Origin of the sequence: Micromonospora sp. NPDC049282 (assembly GCF_043197045.1) — a bacterium.
Taxonomy (GTDB): Bacteria; Actinomycetota; Actinomycetes; order Mycobacteriales; family Micromonosporaceae; genus Micromonospora.
In genome coordinates this window covers 100338-119054 of record NZ_JBICSL010000018.1, presented here as the reverse complement: position 1 = coordinate 119054, position 18717 = coordinate 100338, and the positions used below count along the sequence as shown (strand labels likewise).

At 75.1% G+C, this 18717-nt stretch carries 22 protein-coding genes and 2 pseudogenes; 10 read left to right on the top strand and 14 right to left on the bottom strand.

The features are described 5' to 3' along the window. The first annotated feature begins 220 nt into the window (after window positions 1-220). Complete coding sequence (locus tag ACGFI2_RS25305) at window positions 221-1912, top strand: glycosyltransferase family 2 protein (RefSeq protein WP_393521358.1); 1692 nt, start codon at window positions 221-223, stop codon at window positions 1910-1912. Here the strand turns inward: ACGFI2_RS25305 and ACGFI2_RS25300 are convergent. From ACGFI2_RS25300 to ACGFI2_RS25285, 4 genes are all read right to left on the bottom strand, one after another. Next, the gene (locus ACGFI2_RS25300; protein WP_393521356.1) at window positions 1902-2198 is read right to left on the bottom strand and encodes a DUF6510 family protein; all 297 of its coding nucleotides are present in this window, start codon (window positions 2196-2198) and stop codon (window positions 1902-1904) included. The genes ACGFI2_RS25305 and ACGFI2_RS25300 overlap by 11 nt on opposite strands. Before the next feature lie 17 nt (window positions 2199-2215). Then, a complete protein-coding gene (locus ACGFI2_RS25295; RefSeq protein WP_393521354.1) occupies window positions 2216-2974 on the bottom strand; it encodes a ferredoxin reductase in 759 nt (252 codons plus the stop codon). A gap of 1 nt (window position 2975) precedes the next feature. Further along, window positions 2976-3566: a sulfite oxidase-like oxidoreductase gene (locus ACGFI2_RS25290; protein ID WP_393521364.1), complete on the bottom strand. Its 591-nt coding sequence runs from the start codon at window positions 3564-3566 to the stop codon at window positions 2976-2978. A gap of 91 nt (window positions 3567-3657) precedes the next feature. Continuing rightward, window positions 3658-4692 (bottom strand): TerC/Alx family metal homeostasis membrane protein, encoded by a 1035-nt coding sequence (locus tag ACGFI2_RS25285; protein WP_393521352.1) that lies wholly within the window; start codon window positions 4690-4692, stop codon window positions 3658-3660. Between the two features lie 246 nt (window positions 4693-4938). Between ACGFI2_RS25285 and ACGFI2_RS25280 the strand changes: the two genes are divergently transcribed. Further along, entirely contained in the window at window positions 4939-6096 is a 1158-nt protein-coding gene (locus ACGFI2_RS25280; protein WP_393521350.1) for a CaiB/BaiF CoA transferase family protein, read from the top strand. 9 nt (window positions 6097-6105) lie between these two features. On the opposite strand, the gene ACGFI2_RS25275 is transcribed toward ACGFI2_RS25280, so the two are convergent. Continuing rightward, entirely contained in the window at window positions 6106-6513 is a 408-nt protein-coding gene (locus ACGFI2_RS25275) for a DUF2267 domain-containing protein (protein WP_393521348.1), read from the bottom strand. A gap of 142 nt (window positions 6514-6655) precedes the next feature. On the opposite strand from ACGFI2_RS25275, the gene ACGFI2_RS25270 reads away from it, so the two are divergent. Together ACGFI2_RS25270 and ACGFI2_RS25265 are read left to right on the top strand one after the other, a co-directional pair. Beyond that, window positions 6656-6925 (top strand): DUF2795 domain-containing protein, encoded by a 270-nt coding sequence (locus tag ACGFI2_RS25270; protein ID WP_393521346.1) that lies wholly within the window; start codon window positions 6656-6658, stop codon window positions 6923-6925. An 8-nt stretch (window positions 6926-6933) separates the two neighbouring features. Then, complete coding sequence (locus ACGFI2_RS25265) at window positions 6934-7593, top strand: DUF1345 domain-containing protein (RefSeq protein ID WP_393521344.1); 660 nt, start codon at window positions 6934-6936, stop codon at window positions 7591-7593. A gap of 225 nt (window positions 7594-7818) precedes the next feature. Here ACGFI2_RS25265 and ACGFI2_RS25260 read toward each other — a convergent pair whose 3' ends face one another. From ACGFI2_RS25260 to ACGFI2_RS25250, 3 genes are read right to left on the bottom strand one after another with little or no spacing between them, the layout of a single operon-like run. Next, window positions 7819-8790: a pirin family protein gene (locus tag ACGFI2_RS25260; RefSeq protein ID WP_393521342.1), complete on the bottom strand. Its 972-nt coding sequence runs from the start codon at window positions 8788-8790 to the stop codon at window positions 7819-7821. A 16-nt stretch (window positions 8791-8806) separates the two neighbouring features. Further along, the gene (locus ACGFI2_RS25255) at window positions 8807-9637 is read right to left on the bottom strand and encodes a hypothetical protein (RefSeq protein WP_393521340.1); all 831 of its coding nucleotides are present in this window, start codon (window positions 9635-9637) and stop codon (window positions 8807-8809) included. Window positions 9638-9693: 56 nt separating this feature from the next. Continuing rightward, on the bottom strand, window positions 9694-10023 hold the full coding sequence (locus ACGFI2_RS25250) for a MazG-like family protein (RefSeq protein ID WP_393521339.1): 330 nt from the start codon (window positions 10021-10023) through the stop codon (window positions 9694-9696). 68 nt (window positions 10024-10091) lie between these two features. On the opposite strand from ACGFI2_RS25250, the pseudogene ACGFI2_RS25245 reads away from it, so the two are divergent. Continuing rightward, window positions 10092-10232, top strand: a pseudogene (locus tag ACGFI2_RS25245) (glutamate dehydrogenase); the annotation flags it as partial. A gap of 96 nt (window positions 10233-10328) precedes the next feature. After that, window positions 10329-11717 (top strand): alpha/beta hydrolase family protein, encoded by a 1389-nt coding sequence (locus tag ACGFI2_RS25240; protein ID WP_393521337.1) that lies wholly within the window; start codon window positions 10329-10331, stop codon window positions 11715-11717. Here ACGFI2_RS25240 and ACGFI2_RS25235 read toward each other — a convergent pair. Beyond that, on the bottom strand, window positions 11681-12427 hold the full coding sequence (locus ACGFI2_RS25235) for a DedA family protein (protein ID WP_393521335.1): 747 nt from the start codon (window positions 12425-12427) through the stop codon (window positions 11681-11683). The genes ACGFI2_RS25240 and ACGFI2_RS25235 overlap by 37 nt on opposite strands. A 65-nt stretch (window positions 12428-12492) precedes the next feature. Between ACGFI2_RS25235 and ACGFI2_RS25230 the strand changes: the two genes are divergently transcribed. Together ACGFI2_RS25230 and ACGFI2_RS25225 are read left to right on the top strand one after the other, a co-directional pair. After that, window positions 12493-13185, top strand: coding sequence for a carbon-nitrogen hydrolase family protein (locus tag ACGFI2_RS25230; protein WP_393521333.1), 693 nt, complete (start codon window positions 12493-12495; stop codon window positions 13183-13185). Between the two features lie 23 nt (window positions 13186-13208). Next, complete coding sequence (locus ACGFI2_RS25225) at window positions 13209-13436, top strand: hypothetical protein (RefSeq protein ID WP_393521331.1); 228 nt, start codon at window positions 13209-13211, stop codon at window positions 13434-13436. 6 nt (window positions 13437-13442) lie between these two features. Here ACGFI2_RS25225 and ACGFI2_RS25220 read toward each other — a convergent pair whose 3' ends face one another. The 3 genes from ACGFI2_RS25220 to ACGFI2_RS25210 all read right to left on the bottom strand — a co-directional run bounded on the left by ACGFI2_RS25220 (window position 13443) and on the right by ACGFI2_RS25210 (window position 16189). After that, the gene (locus tag ACGFI2_RS25220; protein ID WP_393521362.1) at window positions 13443-14489 is read right to left on the bottom strand and encodes a serine/threonine-protein kinase; all 1047 of its coding nucleotides are present in this window, start codon (window positions 14487-14489) and stop codon (window positions 13443-13445) included. A gap of 450 nt (window positions 14490-14939) precedes the next feature. Beyond that, complete coding sequence (locus ACGFI2_RS25215; protein ID WP_393521329.1) at window positions 14940-15827, bottom strand: helix-turn-helix domain-containing protein; 888 nt, start codon at window positions 15825-15827, stop codon at window positions 14940-14942. Window positions 15828-15931: 104 nt separating this feature from the next. Next, entirely contained in the window at window positions 15932-16189 is a 258-nt protein-coding gene (locus ACGFI2_RS25210; protein WP_091065094.1) for a DUF397 domain-containing protein, read from the bottom strand. Between the two features lie 222 nt (window positions 16190-16411). On the opposite strand from ACGFI2_RS25210, the gene ACGFI2_RS25205 reads away from it, so the two are divergent. Continuing rightward, on the top strand, window positions 16412-17047 hold the full coding sequence (locus ACGFI2_RS25205) for a GGDEF domain-containing protein (RefSeq protein WP_393521326.1): 636 nt from the start codon (window positions 16412-16414) through the stop codon (window positions 17045-17047). A gap of 31 nt (window positions 17048-17078) precedes the next feature. Here the strand turns inward: ACGFI2_RS25205 and ACGFI2_RS25200 are convergent, their stop codons facing one another. Next, window positions 17079-17573 carry a type II toxin-antitoxin system PemK/MazF family toxin gene (locus tag ACGFI2_RS25200; protein ID WP_393521324.1) on the bottom strand — a complete coding sequence of 165 codons (495 nt, stop codon included), beginning with the start codon at window positions 17571-17573 and terminating at the stop codon, window positions 17079-17081. A gap of 75 nt (window positions 17574-17648) precedes the next feature. On the opposite strand from ACGFI2_RS25200, the pseudogene ACGFI2_RS25195 reads away from it, so the two are divergent. Then, a pseudogene (locus tag ACGFI2_RS25195) lies at window positions 17649-17861 on the top strand (DUF4291 family protein); the annotation flags it as partial. 94 nt (window positions 17862-17955) lie between these two features. On the opposite strand, the gene ACGFI2_RS25190 reads toward ACGFI2_RS25195, so the two are convergent. Further along, on the bottom strand, window positions 17956-18693 hold the full coding sequence (locus ACGFI2_RS25190) for a class I SAM-dependent methyltransferase (protein ID WP_393521322.1): 738 nt from the start codon (window positions 18691-18693) through the stop codon (window positions 17956-17958). Window positions 18694-18717: the final 24 nt, after the last annotated feature.

Below are 18717 nucleotides of genomic sequence, written 5' to 3'. Positions count from 1 at the left end.
CACCGTCGACAACCTCGCCGACTGGATCGCCACCCGCGGCTACAGCACCAGCTGACGCAAACCAACGGGCCCGACCCCACCACGGGGTCGGGCCCGTTGGCGTATCCAACTGCCGCCTTCCGGTCACCTCGCCGTCACGTCGGCGTCGTCACCCGGACGGGTCGCTCCACCACGCTGGGTCGCGCCGGGACGAGCCGGACGACCGACGGAGGGACCCGCAGTGACAGCCGAGGAGGCGACGGACCGCCCACCGGCGATCCTCCCCGACGTGAGCGTGATCGTGCCGGTCTACAACACGCTGCGCTACCTGCGGCCCTGCCTCGACTCGCTGCTGCGGCAGACCATCGGCACGGACCGGATGGAGATCGTGGCGGTGGACGACGGGTCCAGCGACGGCAGCGGTCGCCTGCTGGACCGGCTCGCCGCCCGGCACCCCGGGACCCTCCGGGTCGTCCACCAACCCCACTCGGGCGGGCCGGCCGCACCCGGCAACCGCGGCCTGGACCTGGCGACCGGCCGGTACGTCTTCTTCCTCGGCTCGGACGACCGGCTCGGCCCCGAGGCGCTGGAACGGCTGGTCGCCGCCGCCGACCGGTACGGCTCGGACGTGGTGCTCGGCAAGGTCGTCGGCGTCAACGGCCGGCACGTCTTCTCCGACGTGTTCGCCGCCGGCAACGCCGTCGACGTGAGCCTGTTCGACTCGGCGCTGCCGTGGTCGCTGGCGAACACCAAGCTGTTCCGCCGGGACCTCGTCGACCGACTCGGGTTGCGGTTCCCGGAGGACATGCCGGTCCTCAGCGACCAGCCGTTCACGCTGGCCGCCTGCTACCACGCCCGCCGGATCACGGCGCTGGCCGACTACGACTACTACCACGCGGTACGCCGACTGGACGCCCGCAACATCACCTACCACAGCCGGGTCGAGCAGCGCCTGGTCAGCGTGGAGCGGCTGTTCGCGTTCGTCGACGGGCTGATCCCGGCCGGCGCGCGCCGGGACGCGGTGCTGTGCCGCCACGTCGGGCTGGAGCTGGCCAACCTGGTCGGCGACGACTTCCGCCGGCTGGACCGGGCCGCGCAGGAACGGGTGCACGCGACCGTCCGCCGGCTGGTCGAGCGGTACGTGACCGACGGGCTGCGGAACCGGCTCGACATCGAGGCCCGGCTGCGCCTGGGCGCGGTGACCGCCGGCGGTGTCGACGAGTTGCTGGCCGTCATCGACCAGGACACCGAACGGGGCGTACCCGCCACCGTGGTCGACGCCGGCCGCTGGCACGCCGGCTACCCGGGCGCCCCGGCCGGCTGGACCGACGTCACCGACGTACGCGCCGACTGGCTGGCCCGGCTGGCCACCGTCGAGGTGAGCTGGGTCGACGGGCACACCGTCACGGTGACCGCGCGCAGCCCGTACCCCCGGTTCGCGGCGGAGGCCGGGCCGGTCCGGCTGATGGCCGGCCCGGTCGCCGGCGCTACCCGGCTGGACGCCACCGACCCGACCGGGCGGACCGTGCGCACCGACTTCCCGGTCGACCGGCTCCTCGCCGTCAGCGCGGCCGGCGGCCGACGCCACCCGGTCCGGGCCGAGGTGGACGGCGACCGGGGTCGGGGCGGCGCGCCGGTACGCGCGCCGCGGCTCGCCGCCGGCCGGCCCCGGCTGCTGCGCCACGGCGCCCGGCTGTACGGGGTGGCCGCGACCGTCGACCCGCGCAACGGCCAGTTGGTCCTGTCGGTGGTGCCGGTGACCGTCGGTCAGCTCGTCGGCCGGCTCCGCCGCCGCCTCTCCCGCGCGGCACGCCCGGCTCCGGTGGGTGTGCCGCCGCGCCTGGCGCCGCCGGTGGGGACCGCGACGGAACGCGCCGGCCACCACGCCGAGCCCGGCCCGGCGCAGGTCGGGCGGCTGACCGTCACGCCCTGAGCGCTCCGCCGGCCGGGTCCGTCGGCATCGGGACCTGGAGGTACGTGGTGCCGCGCAGGTCCAGCCAGGCCCGCTCGGGCGCGCGGACCAGGCGCACCATCACTCCGGTGCAGGCCGGGCACCGGCCGACCAGGCCCGGGGCGTGCGAGTAGACGTGCAGGGCGGCCATCGGGCCGGTCGTGCCGCAGTTGTCGCAGCGTCCGGTGGTGGCGCTGAGGTCGACCGCGAAAAGCTCACGCAGCGGTCCGTCGAGCATGTTGCCGTCCAGGTAGGACAGTTCGGTCATGCGCCCTCCTCGGGTGCTCAGCCGGTCGGCCCGAACCGCTCGGTCCGCACCCGCCGGGTCGGGTGGCCCAACCCCACGAGCAGGTCGGCCACGGTCTCCACGAACCCGGTGGGGCCGCAGACGTAGCAGAGCGGTTCCAGGTCCGGCGGCCAACCGTGGCTGTTGACGTCCGCCGGCCCGATCCGGTGCGGCTCGCCCCGCCACCCCTCGGGCGCCTGCCGGGTGTAGACGTAGGCGACATCCAGGCCCTGGTCGTCGCGGGCCCGGCGGCGCAGCTCGTCGGCGTAGATCACGTCGTCCGGGGTCCGCACCGAGTAGATCAGCCGGAACGGGGTCCGGCTGCCCGCGGCCCGGCGGGCCCGGACCATGGCCATCAGCGGGACCACCCCGGACCCACCGGCCACCAGCAGCACCGGCGCGGTCTCGTCGGTCCGCCAGACGAACCAGCCGCCGACCGGCCCACGGACCTCCACCGGGTCGCCCTCGGTCCAGGTGTCGACCAGGTACGACGACACCTCGCCGTCCGGCACCCGTTGCACGGTCACCTCGATCCGCTCGCCCTCGCCGGGTCCGGCGAGCGAGTACGACCGGGCCGCCTGGTAGCCGTCGGGGGCGGTCAGGCGCACGTCGACGTGCTGCCCGGGCAGGTGCCCCGGCCAGCCGGGCACGTCCAGCAGCAGCGTCTGCGCGGTCGGCGTCTCGATCCGTCGCTCGGCCAGCCGGGCCACCCGCCAGGTCAGCGGCGCCACCCGGCCGCCGGTGGTCGGTGCGGTCACCTCAGTCGCCCTGGTAGCGCTGCTCGCGCCACGGGTCGCCGTAGTCGTGGTAGCCGGCCGTCTCCCAGAAGCCCGGCCGGTCGTCGGCGAGCAGCCGGATGCCGCGTACCCACTTGGCGGACTTCCACAGGTAGAGGTGCGGCACGAGCAGCCGGGCCGGGCCGCCGTGTTCGGCCGGCAGCGGGCCCCCGTCGTACGTGTGCACCACCCAGGCCCGCCCGCCCCGCAGGTCGTCCAGGGGCAGGTTGGTGGTGTAGCCGCCGTAGGAGTGGGCCAACGCGTACCGGGCGCCGGTGTCCACGCCGTCGAGCAGCGTGTCCAGCGAGACGCCCTGCCAGGTGGTGCCGAGTTTGGACCAGCGGGTGACGCAGTGCAGGTCCACCGTCGGGGTGTCCTGCGGCAGGCTCATCAGCTCGTCCCAGGACCAGCGGTATTCCGCGCCGGTCTCGCCGGCCAGCACGAACTCCCAGGTGTCCAGCGGCACCCGTGGCGTCGGGCCGGCGGAGAGCACCGGGAAGTCCTCGGTGAGGTACTGCCCCGGCGGCAGGTCCGGCGCGGACGCCCGGGGCCGGCCCTGGAAGCCCGGCGACACGATTCCCACCCGTCAGTCCTACCACTACCGACGGCGCCGGGGCAGCGGATCGGGTGGAGTGCCGAGCGGGGCGCCCCCTCTACCGGAGGCGTCAGGCGGGGCCCCCGCCTTGCACCTCGTGCACGACGGTGCGGTCGCCGTCGCCGCTGTCGCGGGTCGCGCGCAGGCTGGTGACCGTGACGACCACCAGGACGCCGACGATCACGCCGAGCGAGGCGAGCGTCGGGATCTCCGGCACGCCGGACCAGATGCCGTGCGCCCAGTGCAGGCCGAGCTTGAGCCCGATGAACGCCAGGATGACGGCCAGCCCGTAGCTGAGGTGCACCAGCCGGCTCAGCGCCGCGTGCAGCACGAAGTAGAGCGCCCGCAGGCCGAGCAGCGCGAACGCGTTGGTGGCGAAGACCAGGTACGGGTCCTCGGTGATGCCGTAGACGGCGGGCACCGAGTCGACCGCGAAGACGATGTCGGTGGCCAGCACCGCGACCACGACCAGCGCGAACGGGGTGAGAGCACGACGACCGTGCTGCCGGACGGTCATCCGGGTGCCGTGGTATTCCTCGACCACCGGCATGACCTTGCGCAGCAGCTTCACCGACCGCATCTTGTTGATGTCGACCTCCTGCTGGTGCCCGGAAAGGGCGTCGCGCAGCAGCTTCACCGCGGTGGCGATGAGGATGATCGCGAAGAGCAGGAAGGCGAAGTCGAGTGTCTGCAGGGCGGCCGCGCCGAGCGCGATGAAGATCGCCCGCAGCACCAGCGCGCCGGCGATGCCGTAGAGGAGCACCCGCTGGGCGAGCACGGCGGGCACCGCGAACGCGGCCAGCAGCAGCATGAAGACGAAGAGGTTGTCAACCGAGAGCGACTTCTCGACCAGGTAACCGGTGAGGTACTCGATGCCCTGCTTGCCGCCCCAACGGGACCAGATCCAGGCGCCGAACGCGAGCGGCAGGGCGATGTAGAAGGCCGACCAGCCGAGCGCCTCCCGCATGGAGACCTCGTGCGGCTTACGCGTGACCAGGAAGTCCAGCACCAGCAGGGCGAGCACGCCGGCGATCGTCACCGCCCACAGCATGGGCGTGCCGATCGACGACAGCTCACCCGCGGACAGGTAGGACACTTCGGTCATGGGGCCTCCTCGAACACCGTGTCATGTTCGAGGTCTCCTTCACCCACGCTTTCGTGGGCAACCACCCGAGGCTCGCCTCCGGGGGCTCGCCGTACTGACCGGAATGGTTCGTGGGAAGTACTCCCCTCGCGGGTCCAAGGCTAGGCCAACCGGGGCCGGACGCCAAGTCGGGGCACCGATGATTGCCCTGGTCAACCGCTGCGTGCCGGGGAGCGGGCGTGGCGCCGCGAGGTCCGGGACCCTAGGGTGACCCGGGTGACCAACTGCGGACCGCTGACCGGCGTACGGGTGATCGAGCTGGCCGGCATCGGCCCCGGGCCGTTCGCCGCGATGATGCTGGCCGACCTGGGCGCGGACGTGGTGCGGATCGACCGGGTGGGCGGCGGCGGCTTCGGCGCCTTCCCCAGCGACCTGCTGAACCGCAACCGCCGCTCGGTCGCGCTGGACCTCAAGCACCCGGACGGGCGGGAGCTGGTGCGGTCGCTGGTGGCCGGCGCGGACGCGCTGGTCGAGGGCTTCCGGCCGGGCGTGGCCGAGCGTCTCGGCCTCGGCCCGCGGGAGTGCCTCGCCGCCAACCCGAGCCTGGTGTACGGGCGGATGACCGGCTGGGGACAGGACGGGCCGCTCGCCCGCACCGCCGGCCACGACATCGACTACCTGGCGCTGACCGGCGCGCTGCACGGGGTGGGCCGGGCCGGTGAGCGTCCGGTGCCCCCGATGAACCTGCTCGGCGACTTCGGCGGCGGCGGCATGATGCTGGCCCTGGGCGTGGTCGCGGCGCTGCACGCGGTTCGCGGCGGGGCGCCCGGCCAGGTCGTCGACGCGGCCATCGTGGACGGCGTGTCGGTGCTGGCCACCCAGATCCACGCGCTGCGCGGCCTCGGCCTCTGGCAGGACCCGCGCGGGGTGAACCTGCTCGACGGCGGCGCGCCGTTCTACGACACGTACGAGTGCGCCGACGGGCGGTACGTGGCGGTCGGCGCGTTGGAGCCGCAGTTCTACGCCGAGCTGGTCCGGCTCACCGGTTTTCCGCTGGACGGCGACGAGGCCCCCGACCGGGACGACCCGGCGAACTGGCCGGAGTTGCGGGCCGCCTGGGCCCGGCTGTTCCGCACGCGTACCCGCGACGAGTGGGCGGAGCTGCTGGCCGGCTCGGACGCCTGCGTGTCGCCGGTGCTCGACTGGGCCGAGGCCCCCCGGCACCCGCACCTCGCCGCCCGGGATGTCTTCGTCGCGCCGGAGGGGGTGACCCAGCCGGCCCCCGCGCCACGCTTCTCGGCCACGCCGACCTCGGTGCGCCGCCCGCCGCCGCAGCCGGGTGAGCACACCGACGAGGTGCTGGCCGAGGTGGGTGTGGACCCGGCCCGGATCGCCGCGCTGCGCGCCGCCGGCGCGGTCGGCTGACCGCGCCGGTCAACGCCGGCGGGCGACGGCCGGCGCGAGTGCCGGCTCCACCATGTCCCGGTAGTCGCGGGGCAGCTGCGCCACCACGTCGGAGAACTCGCCACCGCTGATCGCCTCGCGCAGCGTGGCGAACACCGCGCTTGCCCCGGCTCGGGCGGTGTTCTCGTCGCAGTCGGCCCGCCGGGCGACCCGGGCGACGAATTCGGCCGCCCCGAACCGTTCGGCCGCTTCGGTGTGCGGGTGCGGACGGAGCATCCCCCACAGCGGCTTGGGCAGTTGCGCGGCGAGGTCCAGCACCTCGCCGCCGGTCAGCCGTTCGGCAAGCGTCTCCAGCGTGGCGGCGGTGAGCGTCGCGGCCCGGTCCTCGGCGGTCCCGGTGATCCGGGCGACCCGGGCCACGAAGGTGTGGTGGTCCATCGGTGCTACCTCCTTCGGTGCGCGCAGGGCGGCTACCCGTCCCGGCGCGGCGGAAACAGGGGAGATCACGGGCGTGAGCCGCCGCGCGACGGGTAACCGCCGCGCGGTCACGACCCGACGACTGGCGCGAGGAGCCCGACCCATGGCGAGCTATTCCGACGTCCTTGAGTACCTGTCCGCGCTGGACTACCCGGCCGGGAAGGACGACGTCATCCGCGAGGCCGAGCGGGAGGGCGCGCCACCGGACGTGTTGCGGGCGCTGCGCGCGCTGCCGCCGGTGGACTACGCCAACGGCGTCGAGGTGGCCCGGTCGGCCGGGATCGACGCGGCGCCCGAGGTGGACCGGTCGCAGCGGGCGGCCCAGGCCCGGGACGACCACCTGAGGGTCTCGCAGCACCTGCGCGGAATCTGATTCCCCCGGTGCGCCGCGCGGCCGGGCAGGTCCCGACGCACGTGCCGGCCGCCGTCCAGCTCGCCGTGCTGGCTCTGGTCGGCGTCGTCGGCGGCGCCGGGGCCGGGATGCTGCTCCGGCCGGCGCTGGCGCCGCTCGTCGGCTGGGATGCCGCGGCGTTGGCGTGGCTGGCGGTGCAGTGGGGCCGGCTGCCCCGGTTGGACGCCGCCGGCACCGCCCGGCTGGCCACACTGGACGATCCCGGTCGGGCGATGCGCGACACGCTGCTGCTGGCCGCCTGCCTCGGCAGCCTGCTCGCGGTCGGCCTGGTGCTGACCACCGCGACCGAGGTCCCGGCGGGATCGGCCCGGGACGTCTACGTCGGGCTGGGCGTGCTCAGCGTGGTGCTCTCCTGGTTCGTGGTGCACACGGTCTTCGCCACCCGCTACGCGCGGCTGTACTACCGCGGCGAACCGGGCGGGATCGACTTCCACCAGGACGAGCCGCCCGACTTCGTGGACTTCGCGTACGTGTCGTTCACGGTGGGGGCGACGTTCCAGATCTCCGACACCGACGTGAGCGACCGGTCGATACGCCGGACCGTGTTGCGGCACACGCTGTTGTCGTACCTGCTCGGCGCGGTCATCGTGGCCACCACGGTGAACCTGCTGGCGAACCTGGGCCGGTGAGGCGCTCCACTCGACAGGCGGGCGCCCCCGGTCACGAACCGCGACCTGGGGCGCCACGCAGCACCTGTTCCTGACGGTCCGCGCCCGAACCGGGTCGCGATCATCAGGCGGTGGATGTTCGCCCGAACCGGGCGGGCATCACTGCCACGATCATCATACGACGCGGCATCAGCCGATCGGGTGAGATTCGGAAAAGTGTGTCGGGCGGCACGCCGCGCGCCGGTCTCAGCCGCGTACGCCGCCGCTGCGGTCACGGGCCTTGAGCCGGGTGGTCGGCAGCGCGGGCGCGGGCAGCGGGGGCGCGGCGTCGTCGGCGACCGTGCCGAACCGGCGACCGGCCATCCAGTCCTCACGCGCGGCGGCGACCTCCTCGTGCGAGCGGCCGACGAAGTTCCACCACATCACCAGCGGCTCGTCGAACGGGGCGCCGCCGAGCAGCAGCAGCCGGCTGCCGGGCGCCGCGCGCAACGTCAGCGCCGTCCGGCCGGCGCCCAGGTAGAGCAACGCGCCGGGGGCGAGCGCCAGACCGTCCACGTTGGCCGCCCCGGACATCGCCAGCAGCCCGTACTCGAAGTCGGGACGCAGCGGCAGCGTGGCCGGCGCCGCACCGCGCGCCTCGAGCTGCGCGCCGAGCAGCGGGGTGTGCGCGACGGCGGGCGAGCGTTCCGCGCCGAACTCCCCGACGAGCAGCGTCAGGTCCCAGTCACCGGCACGCCACCGGGGCAGCTCGGCGTGGTGGGCGAAGTCGGGGTCGCCGGCCCGGGCCGGGTCGGGCAGCGCCACCCAGAGCTGCACGCCGTGCATCAACGGCGGGTGCGCCAGCGGAGAGCGCTCCGAGTGGGCGATGCCCCGCCCCGAGGTCATCACGTTGAGCTGGCCGGGGCGGATCGGCTGCACATTGCCGAGGCTGTCCCGGTGCAGGATCTCGCCGTCGAGCAGCCAGGTGACCGTCTGCAACCCGGTGTGCGGATGCGGCGGCACCTCCATGCCCGGCCGCTGCGCCACGTCGTCCGGGCCGAAGTGGTCGACGAAGCACCACGCGCCGACCATCCGCCGCTGCCGCTGCGGCAGCAGCCGGCGCACCGTGGTGTAGCGGCCGAGGGGAACGTCGTGGCCGGGCAGCAGCACGCTGCCCGGGTCGGTGGGGCCGACCCCGGGTGGGAGCGTCTGCGCGGGCAACGATTCGATACCGTCCACCGCCCGAACTGTACGCTCAGTCCGCGGTGACGCTCACCGCGTTCGCGCCGGCCACCAGGTCGAGGTAGAGCCGGTCGGCCGCCCGGTCCCAACCCGGCGAGCCGACCACGTCCCCGGCGGCGATCCCGGCGCGGCGCTCGTCGTACACGGCCAGCGAGCCGGCGCCGGAGGCCACCCGCACCCGGGCCGGGGGCCCGCCGGGCACGGTCACGGTCAGCTCGCTGACCCCGCCGGTCATCCGCACGGTGAGCGTGCCGTCCAGCGGGGGCAACCGCAGTTCGGTACGCGACGCGCCGCCGACCAGCTCGATGCCGGCGAGCCGCGCCGCGCCCAGGTCCAGTAGCTGCTCCCGGACGCCGCCGACCAGCCGAAGCCGCCAGGTCAGCCGGGAGTTGAGCACCACCTCCACGGCGGACGGGCCGGGGCGGCCGTTCTCCTCGATCCGCAGCCGGACCCGGTCGCCGGCCAGTTGCGGGCGCGGCGTCACGCCGGCGTCGTCCGGGGTGGCGATCCGGTAGAGGTCGTCGCCGAGGTCGGCGGCCCGCAGGGTGAAGCTGGTCAGGCCGTCGACCAGCTCGAAGTCCGCCCGCCGCCGGTCGCCGCGCGGAGCGGTGAGCGTCTCGGCGGCGGCGACCTCGGCGCCACCGACGCCACCCGAGCCGCCGGCGCCCGGCGAGGACGACGGCCCACCGGAGAAGACCACGCCGAGGCGGGCCGGGTTGGACAGGGTTACCGCGACCGCGACCGCGCCGAGCGCCACCACCAGCACGGCGGCGGCGACCAGTAGCCGGGCGGTCGCGGACCAGCGTGTGTCGGTCAGGTCGGCGTCGTCCCCGGATGTCGTCATGGTCGTCCCCTCTCACCGGTCCCCACCGGGTCATACGTCTCCGTTTCCGCCGCGGTTCATTCGCCCGGCGGGGAGGCGTCGGCGAGTCGGGCCCGCACCTTGGCCGCGCAGGCGGACAGCGTGGCGTGCGCGTCGAGGCCGAGGCTCTCGATCGCGACCAGCGCGGTGAACGCCACGTCGGCCAGCTCGGCGGCCACCTCGGCCCGGGTGTGGGTCACGCCCTTGCGCGGGTTCTGCCCGAGCGCGCCGATCCACGCCGCGGCCACCTCGCCGGTCTCCTCGCCGAGCTTGAGGATGCGGCAGGTCAACTCCGTGTCACCGGTGCCGTTGGCGGCGTCCAGCCAGGCGCGGGCGTCCCGGGCCGAGGTCCAGATCATGTCGTCCACCCGGTCAAGTGAACCGGACTGCGGTGACGATCCGGATCCGGGTGCGGTGCGGGCAACGGTGCCGGCGCGCGCCCGGCAAGGCGGCCAACGCCGGCGGGGTGGCGGTGAGCGCGCTGGAGATGCAGCAGAACGCCAGTCGCGACTCGTGGACGTTCGCCCGCTCGGAGCAGCGGTTGCGCGAGATCATGCGGGACGTGCACGACAGGTGCTGGTGTGAGCGGTCAGTCAGTGATTGACAGGTCTCGACCTCCGGCCTAGGTTCAGGTGCCTACCGGCCGGTAGGCACCCGTCCCCCGGGAGCAGCGATGCAGACCTCATCCACCCGCCGGCTGCTCGCCGCCGGCGCCGCCCTCGTGGTCGCGCTCGGCCTGGCCGGCGCGGCGCCCGCCGGCGCCGCCGGCCACGACGACGGCGGCCAGCCGCTGCCCGGCTACACCATCGTCAACCCGCCGCTGCCGCCACTGGTCGTGGGCGGCGTCGCCACCACCGTCCGGCAGGGCGTGCACGCGCACGCCGGCTACGTCGTCGAGGTCCCCGCGAGGTGGAACGGCGACCTGGTGATGTGGGCGCACGGCTACCGCGGCCAGGGCACCGAACTCTCCCCCGAACCACCCGCCTTCGACCTGCGGCAGCGCCTGCTCGCCCAGGGCTACGCCTGGGCGTCCTCCTCGTACGACCGCAACGGCTACGACATCCGCTCCGGCGTCCTCGGCACCCGGGCCCTCGCCGACCTGTTCGCCCGCACCGTACGGCGACCGCACCGGGTGCTCATCGCCGGTGTCTCCATGGGCGGGCACGTCATCGGCCGCTCGCTGGAGCAGTACCCCGGCTACTACGCCGGCGCGCTGCCGATGTGCGGGGTGCTCGGCGACCAGGAGCTGTTCGACTACTTCCTCGACTACAACCTGGTCGCGCAGGCGCTCACCGGGGTGCGCGCCTACCCGCCGCCGGCCGACTACCTGACGAACGCGGTGCCCCGGATCCAGGTGGCGACCGGGCTGGCCGGGCTCACCCCCACCGGCCCGGACACCACAAACGCGCTCGGCAGGCAACTGCGCGCGGTCACCGTGGCCCGCTCCGGCGGTGACCGGCCGGGCGCCGACGCCGCGTTCGCGGTGTGGAAGGACTTCCTGTTCGGCATCGCCACCACCGACGGCGGCGACTCCCCCGCCCAGCGGCCCGGTCAGCTCGCCACCAACCTGCTCACCCGCTACGCCCCGAACCAGCCGGTCAACCTCAACGCCACCGTGCAGCGGGTCGCGCCGGAGAACCTGCGCCAGCGGCTCTCCCCCGGCCTGACCGAGGTGCCCCGGATCGCCGGCCGGCCCACCGTGCCGGTGCTCAGCCTGCACGACCTCGGCGACCTGTTCGTGCCGTTCAGCATGGAACAGGCGTACGCCCGGGACGTGGCGTGGCACGGCCGGTCCCGGCTGCTGGTGCAGCGGGCGGTCCGGGCCGCGCAGCACTGCGAGTTCAGCCCGGCCGAGGCCGGCGCCGCCTGGGACGACCTGACCCGCTGGGTCCGCACCGGCAAGCGTCCGGCCGGCGACCCGGTCACCGACGCACGGGCGGTGGCGGCGGCGGACTTCGGCTGCCGGTTCAGCGACCCGGCCGCCTGGACCGCCGGCGCCGGCACCCGCCGCCTCTACCCCGCGTGTCAGTCCTCGTCGGCGCCGTACCAGCCGCCCCGGTAGACGGTGCCCGGCCGGGGTGGGGCGTCCGGCGTGGCGGCGGTCCGGCGGGACCGGCGCAACCGGCTCACCACGAACCAGCCCACCCCGGCCACCACCGCCAGGATCACCACGTTCTGGAGCGTGCCGGCGTACGCCTCGACCACGTGCCAGTTGTCGCCCAGCAGATAGCCGGCGAGCACGAACGCGGTGTTCCAGATCAGGCTGCCCAACGCGGTGAACAGCAGGAACACCGGCACCGGCATCCGTTCCACGCCGGCCGGAATCGAGATCAGACTGCGGAAGATCGGAATCATCCGGCCGAAGAACACCGCTTTGACGCCGTGGCGCAGGAACCACGCCTCGGTGCGGTCCACATCGTCCAGCTTGATCAGCGGCAGCCGCGCGGCCAGGGCCCGCATCCGGTCCCGCCCGAGCGCCGCGCCGACGTAGTAGAGCGCCAGCGCGCCCACCACCGAGCCGAGCGTGGTCCACCCGATCGCGCCGAGCAGGCTCATCCGGCCCTGGCTGGCGGCGAACCCGGCCAGCGGCAGGATGACCTCGCTGGGGATGGGCGGGAACAGGTTCTCCAGCGCCACCGCGAGGCCGGCGCCGGGGCCGCCGAGCCGTTCCACCAGGCCGGTGACCCACCCGACGGGTCCCTCGCCGGCCGGCTCCGCGGCCCGCGCGGCACTCACCCGGGGGCCGGCGAGCAACTGTGCGTTTCCGATCATCCGGCCACGTTACGGGGCGAGCGGACCGACGACCACGGAAAGCTGGGCCGGTTACGCTGCCGCACATGCGTACGCCGCTGCGGATCGCGGTCGCCCAGCCGCTCACCGTCGCCCACGACGTCGCGGGCAACGCCGCCCGGCACGCCGCCGCGGTGCGGGCCGCCGGGGCCCGGGTGGTGGTCTTCCCCGAGCTGTCCCTGACCGGGTACGAGCTGGCCGCCGCGCCCCTGGACCCGGCCGACGACCGTCTCGCCCCGCTGCGGACGGCCTGCGCCGAGACCGGGACGCTGGCGTTGGCCGGCGCGCCGGTGGCGGGACCGCACATCGCGGTGCTCGCGGTCGACGGCGACGGCGTGCGGGTGGCGTACCGGAAGATCTGGCTGGGCGGCGCGGAGCCGAGCCGGTTCCGGCCCGGCCGGGAGCCGGCGGTGCTCGCCGTCGACGGCTGGCGGCTCGGCCTGGCGGTCTGCAAGGACACCGGGGTGCCGGCGCACGCGGCGGCGACCCTGGCCGGGGGCGCGGACGCCTACCTGGCCGGGGTGCTGGAGTCGGCCGACGACGCCGCGGTCCCGGACGAGCGCGCCCGCCGGGTCGCCGGCGCGCACGGCGTGTGGGTGGCGATGGCGAGCTTCGCCGGGTCGACCGGCGGCGGCTACCCGCGGGCGGCCGGCGGCTCGGGCGTCTGGTCGCCGGCCGGCGTGGCGGTGGCGCGTGCCGGCCCGGCCACCGGTGAGCTGGTCACCGCCACCCTGCACTGAGGACGGACGGTTAGCCTGGGCCGATGGAACAGCCACGCCCGCCCGCCGGCGGGGCCCACCTGCTGGCCGCCGGCCGCACCGCCGACGTGTGGGCGCTGCCCGGCGGGCGGGTGCTGCGCCGCTACCGGGCCGGTGGCGACGTGCGCGCCGAGGCCGAGGTGATGCGGCACCGCGCCGACGGCCGGGCGCCCGATCCCGACCGGCTGCCCGACGCGGCGGCCCTGGTCGCGGAGGCGATCCGCGGGCGGTGACCGGGCTCAGCCCGCGCCGCCGCCGCGCAGGCGGTCGTAGGCGTCGAGCACCTCGCGCAACGCGCCGGCGGTGGCCCCGTCGAGCTTGTCGTCGTCGACGGCGTCCTCGATCCGCTCGTGCAGGTCCTCGACCCGCTTGGCGCGGTCCCTGGCCTTGCCCCGGTCCAGCTCGACGACCTTCTTCCGCAGGTCGCCGGCCGTCTTACGGTCGATCAGCCGGGCCGCCTCGGCCCGGTCCAGCAGGTCGGTGAACCGGTCCGCGAGCTGGCGCGCGGTGACCGGTCGGGGGGCGGCGGCCGACGGGGCCGCGCGGGTCGGCGCCGGCGCGGACCGGGCGGCGGTGCTCGTCGACGCGGCCGGTGGGACGGCGGTGGGCGACGGACCGGAGCGGCCCTCGAACACCAGTGCCCCGACCAGCGCGAGCAGCAGCACCACCGCGCCGACGACCAGCACGCCGGTCAGCCGGCTCGGCGGGACCTCCGCGCGGGCCGGCGCAAAGACCCGGCTCGGCGGAGCCGCCCGCTCCGGGGACCGCTCGACAAGTGTCGGCGGGCGCTCCGGCCGGGGCACGGTGGGCAGGAACGCGGTCGGTGGGTCGACCGGGCGGGCCGCGCCGAGCCGATCCGCCAGCCGGGCCGCGGTGGGACGCCGGGCCGGATCCACCGACAGGCAGTCCAGGACCAGGTCGGCGACGTCGGCGGGCAGCCCGGGCACCCGGAGCGCCGGCACCGGTGGTCGCCGGTCCCGCAGCTCGACCACGTCGTCCCAGGTCCGCACCGGCAACGGCGGGCGGCCGGTGAGACTGCGGTAGAGCAGCACGCCGAGCGCGTACACGTCGCCGGCTGGATGGGTCGGGCCGGGATCGAGCCGTTCCGGGGCGAAGTAGGCCGGGGTGCCGGCCAGCGGTTCACCGGCCGGCCCGGCCACCGGGTGCTGCGGACCGGCCGGTGCGGCGATGCCGAAGTCGAGCACCTTCGCGCCGGTCTCGGTGAGCATCACGTTGGCCGGCTTGACGTCGCGGTGCACCACGCCGATCCGGTGCGCGGCGGCCAGCGCGGCGGCGACCTGCCCGGCCGTCCGGACCGCGTCCGGCCAGGCGAGCGGCCCGCCGGTCGGCCAGGGTCTGACCCTGCACCAGCTCCATCACCAGGTACGGCGTGACCAGGCCGCCGGGCAGCGTCGCCTCGCCGTAGTCGTACACCTGGGTCACGTGCGGATGGGTGAGCCGCGCCGCCGCGCGGGCCTCGCGCTGGATGGTGGCGCGCAGGTGCGGGTCGGCGGCGAGCCGGCCGGCGAGCGCCTTGACCGCGACCGGGCGGTGCAGCACCTCGTCGTCGGCGCGCCACACCTCGGACATCCCGCCGAGCCCGATGCGCTCGTGCAGGACGTAGCGGTCGTGCAGCCGGAGGGCGGGCGTGAACGGCGACATGATGGCCCCAGTCTGCCCGGCCGGCCGCCGTCCGCACCAACCGGTGAACGCTTCGTCCCGGTCTGACCTGCCGGTCAGGCCGGGTAGAGCTCGTCGCGGACGCGGGCCAGCAGCTCGCGCGTGCGCTCCGGCGGCGCGGCCTCGGCGCACAACCGCTCCATCGCCTCCGCGTAGTAGTCGAGGTCGTCCCGCTTGTCGAGGTAGATGGCGCTGGTCAACTGCTCGATGTAGACGATGTCGGGCAGGTCCTCGTCGCCGAAGCGCAGGATGCTGAAGGCGCCGCTGGCTGCGGCGTGCCCGCCGGCGGTGAACGGGACGATCTGGAGCCGCACGTGCGGCGCGGCGGTAGCCTGGATCAGCGCGTCCAACTGCTCGCGCATCACCGCGGCGCCGCCGATCGGCCGGCGCAGCACGGCCTCGTCCAGCACCGCCCAGAGCTGCGGGGGGTTGGCGCGGCGCAGCAGCTCCTGTCGCTCCATCCGCAGGTCGACCCGCCGGTCCAGCTCCGCCGGGGTGGCGCCGCGATGCCCGAGCAGGATCACCTCCCGCGCGTACGCGGCGGTCTGCAGCAGGCCGGGCACGAACTGCACCTCGTACGTGCGGATCAGCGCGGTAGCGGCCTCCAGCCCCAGATAGGACTGGAACCAACTGGGGAGCACGTCGCCGTAGCGGTGCCACCAGCCCGGGCTGTTCGCGTCGCGGGCCAGCTTGAGCAGCGCGGCGCGGTCCTCCGGCGCGGCGACGCCGTAGAGCGTGAGCAGGTCGGCGACGTCGCGTTCCTTGAAGCCGACCCGGCCCAGCTCCATCCGGCTGATCTTGGATTCGGAGGAGCGGATCTCCCAACCGGCGCTCTCCCGGCTGACCGCGGCGCTCTCGCGCAGGCGGCGTAGCTGCGCCCCGAGCAGCATGCGCAGCACCGTCGGACCGCTTGTCGGTCCGCCCTCGACGGGCACCGTCGCCACCTGACCGCCCTCGCATCCCGGCTGCTCCCGACCGGGCGCCCTCCCGGCCGACGAGTAAGCATGCCATGGACCGACAGTGAGGTGAACTCCTCCGGACGGACGAATTAGTCTCGTGTACGGGACGGCGGGATCAGGTGGTCGAAGTCACCGTCCCGGGCGCCGAGCACGAACGCCGCGATCTCGTCCACGGTGTAGATCAGCGCCGGCCCCTCCGGGTGCCGGGAGTTGCGCACCGCGATGCCACCGCCGCCGGGCAGCTCGGCCAGCTCGACGCAGTTGCCGCTGGGGTTGCTGCGACGACTCTTCAACCACCGCATCGGGGGCAGGTGGGGCACGGGTACGCCGTTGGGGGGCGGTTGCATGGGCGTCCTTCGGGAAGGCCAGCCGGGGCCGCGGGGAGGAGCGGTGGCGGCGACGTGTGTCGACTGAGGAGTGAGATGCACGTGCATCTGCTATTGCATCTGCAATGGACTGCGAGCATGATAGCCGAACGTGCGGTGTGCCGGGTCGCTCACGTTCGGTGACTCGAACCCGGCCCCCGGATGCCGCCCCCGCGCGGTCGGCGACTGTGGTGAGGAGGGCGCGTGCCGGATCCGATGACCGTCGCCTCCGGCATCTCCGCCGCCGGCGCCCTGCTCTCCGCCTGGCAGCTACGCCGTCGGGCCCTGCGCGCCGAGGCCGAACTCGATCTGCTCCAGGCCGAGCTGGCCGCCGAACGGCACGCCGCCAGCCACGACCCACTGACCGGGCTGCCCAACCGCCGGGCCTTCTTCCGGCTGGCCGCCACCCTGCTCACCGACCCCGGCGGCCAACCCCTGGTCGCGGTGGTGCTCGACCTCGACGACTTCAAACAGATCAACGACCGCTTCGGACACGCCGCCGGCGACCAGGTCCTGGTCTGCGTCGCCCAGCGGCTGGCCGCGTTCGCCGGCAACAACCTGGTGGCCCGCCTCGGCGGCGACGAGTTCGCCGGCCTGCTGGCCAGCCCCACCGCCGACCGGCGCTGGATCGAGCACGCCACCCGCCGGCTCTACGAGGCGCTCGCCGCGCCGATCCCGCTGGGCGGTCGCAGCATCCGGGTCACCGCCTCGGTCGGGCTCGCCCCGGTCCACAGCCCCGCCCAGCTCACCGACGCGCTCTGCCGCGCCGACGCCGCCATGTACGAGGCGAAGACGCTCGGCGCGGCCCGCGCGCCCCGCCAGCTCGTCGCCGAACACTGACCCGGTCGGCCGACCCGTCCGTCGGGTTCGGTCAGCGCCAGCCGTAGCCGGCGCGCAACGCCTGCCCGACCCGGTCGAACCGGGGCCGGTCGAGCACCGCGCCCTCCCGGCGGATGGCGTCCTCGCGCATGGTGAGCACCCGGTCCAGCCGGACCCAGCTGGGTCGCTTCTCCCGGTCCCACTCCCCCGGCCCGAGCGACAGCCAGTGCCGCTGGCCGTCCCGGTCACTCTGGCTGGACAGCATCAGCCCGAACAGGGTGCGGCTGTGCCGGCCCACCACCAGCACCGGCCGGTCCTTGCCCTGCCGGGGGTCGTCCTCGTAGGGCACCCACGTCCAGACGATCTCACCCGGGTCCGCCTGCCCGTCCGGCTCCGGCGCGTACGACAGCTCGCGGCGCTGCAGCGCGCTGACCTGGCGCCGCCGGGCGACCTGGGCCGGGATCGGCCCGCCGGTGCGGGCGGGCGCGGCGGCGCCCCCGGTGATCCGGCCGAGCCGGGACGCCACGTTCCTCAACAGACCTGCCACGGCGGGCAGCCTATCCCGCCGGTGCGCGGCGGAATCCGGTGGCGGTCGCGCCGCCCGGTTCGCCACCATGCCCAGGTGACCGTTCCCCGCCACCAGATCCGGGCCGCCTTCACCGACGACACCGTCACCGTCTACCAGGCGTACCCGCCGCAGATCGCCGACGCGGCGCTGGCCGCCGGCCGCTTCGTGCCGCCGTTCAAGCGGGAGCGGATGACCTGGATCAAGCCGTCGTTCCGGTGGATGATGTACCGCTGCGGTTGGGCGCTCAAGCCCGGGCAGGAACGGGTGCACGCGGGGCCGGCGCTGCCGGGCAGCGACTCGCCCCTGCCCGGCGGCGGATCGCCCTGCCCGGGCGGCGACCCCGGCCGATCAGGGCGACCGGTCAGACCGGACGGCGGGCCAGGACCAGCGTCGTGCGCAGGTCCAGCACGACGGTGCCGCCGAAGCCGTCGACCGCCGCGCCGACCGCGGCGCGGACCCGCTCGCGCAGCTCGGGCGGGCGGCGCAGCTGCGGCGAGAACGTGTCGACCAGCCGCAGGTAGGCGGCGGTGTCCAGCGGCACCGCGCGACGGAACCGGGACAGCCGCACGTCGGTGAAGCAGCCGCTGTCGGCGATGTCGTCGTGGAACCAGCCGTCGGGCCGGTCGCCCCGGTCGCCGGGGTCGGCGGAGGCGAACGCGGCCCGGATCGCCTCGGCCTGCTCCGCCTCGACGTAGGCGTAGCGGTGGCCGAGGACGGCGAGCGTGCCGCCCGGGCGCAGGGCGTCACGGGCGCGCTGGTTGCGGGTGGCCGGGTCGAGCCAGTGCCAGGCCATCGCGCAGGCCAGCGCGGCCACGCCGCCGGCCGGCGGGCTCCACCGCTCGAAGCTGGCGGTCACCACGTCCACGTCCGGGAAGCGCTCGGCGAGCACCCGGGCCATCCGGGCGTCCGGCTCGACGCAGGTGGTGGCCGCGCCGAGGGCGAGCAACGCCGCGGTGGCCAGGCCGGTGCCGGCGCCGACCTCGACCAGGGTGTCGGGCGGCCCGCCGTGGTAGTCGCGGACGGCGTCGGCGACCTCGACCGGGTAGCCCGGTCGCGCCTCGTGGTAGGTGTCGGCCGTCTCCCCGAACAGTTGCGACATGCCGCCATCCTCCCAGGTTCGGGC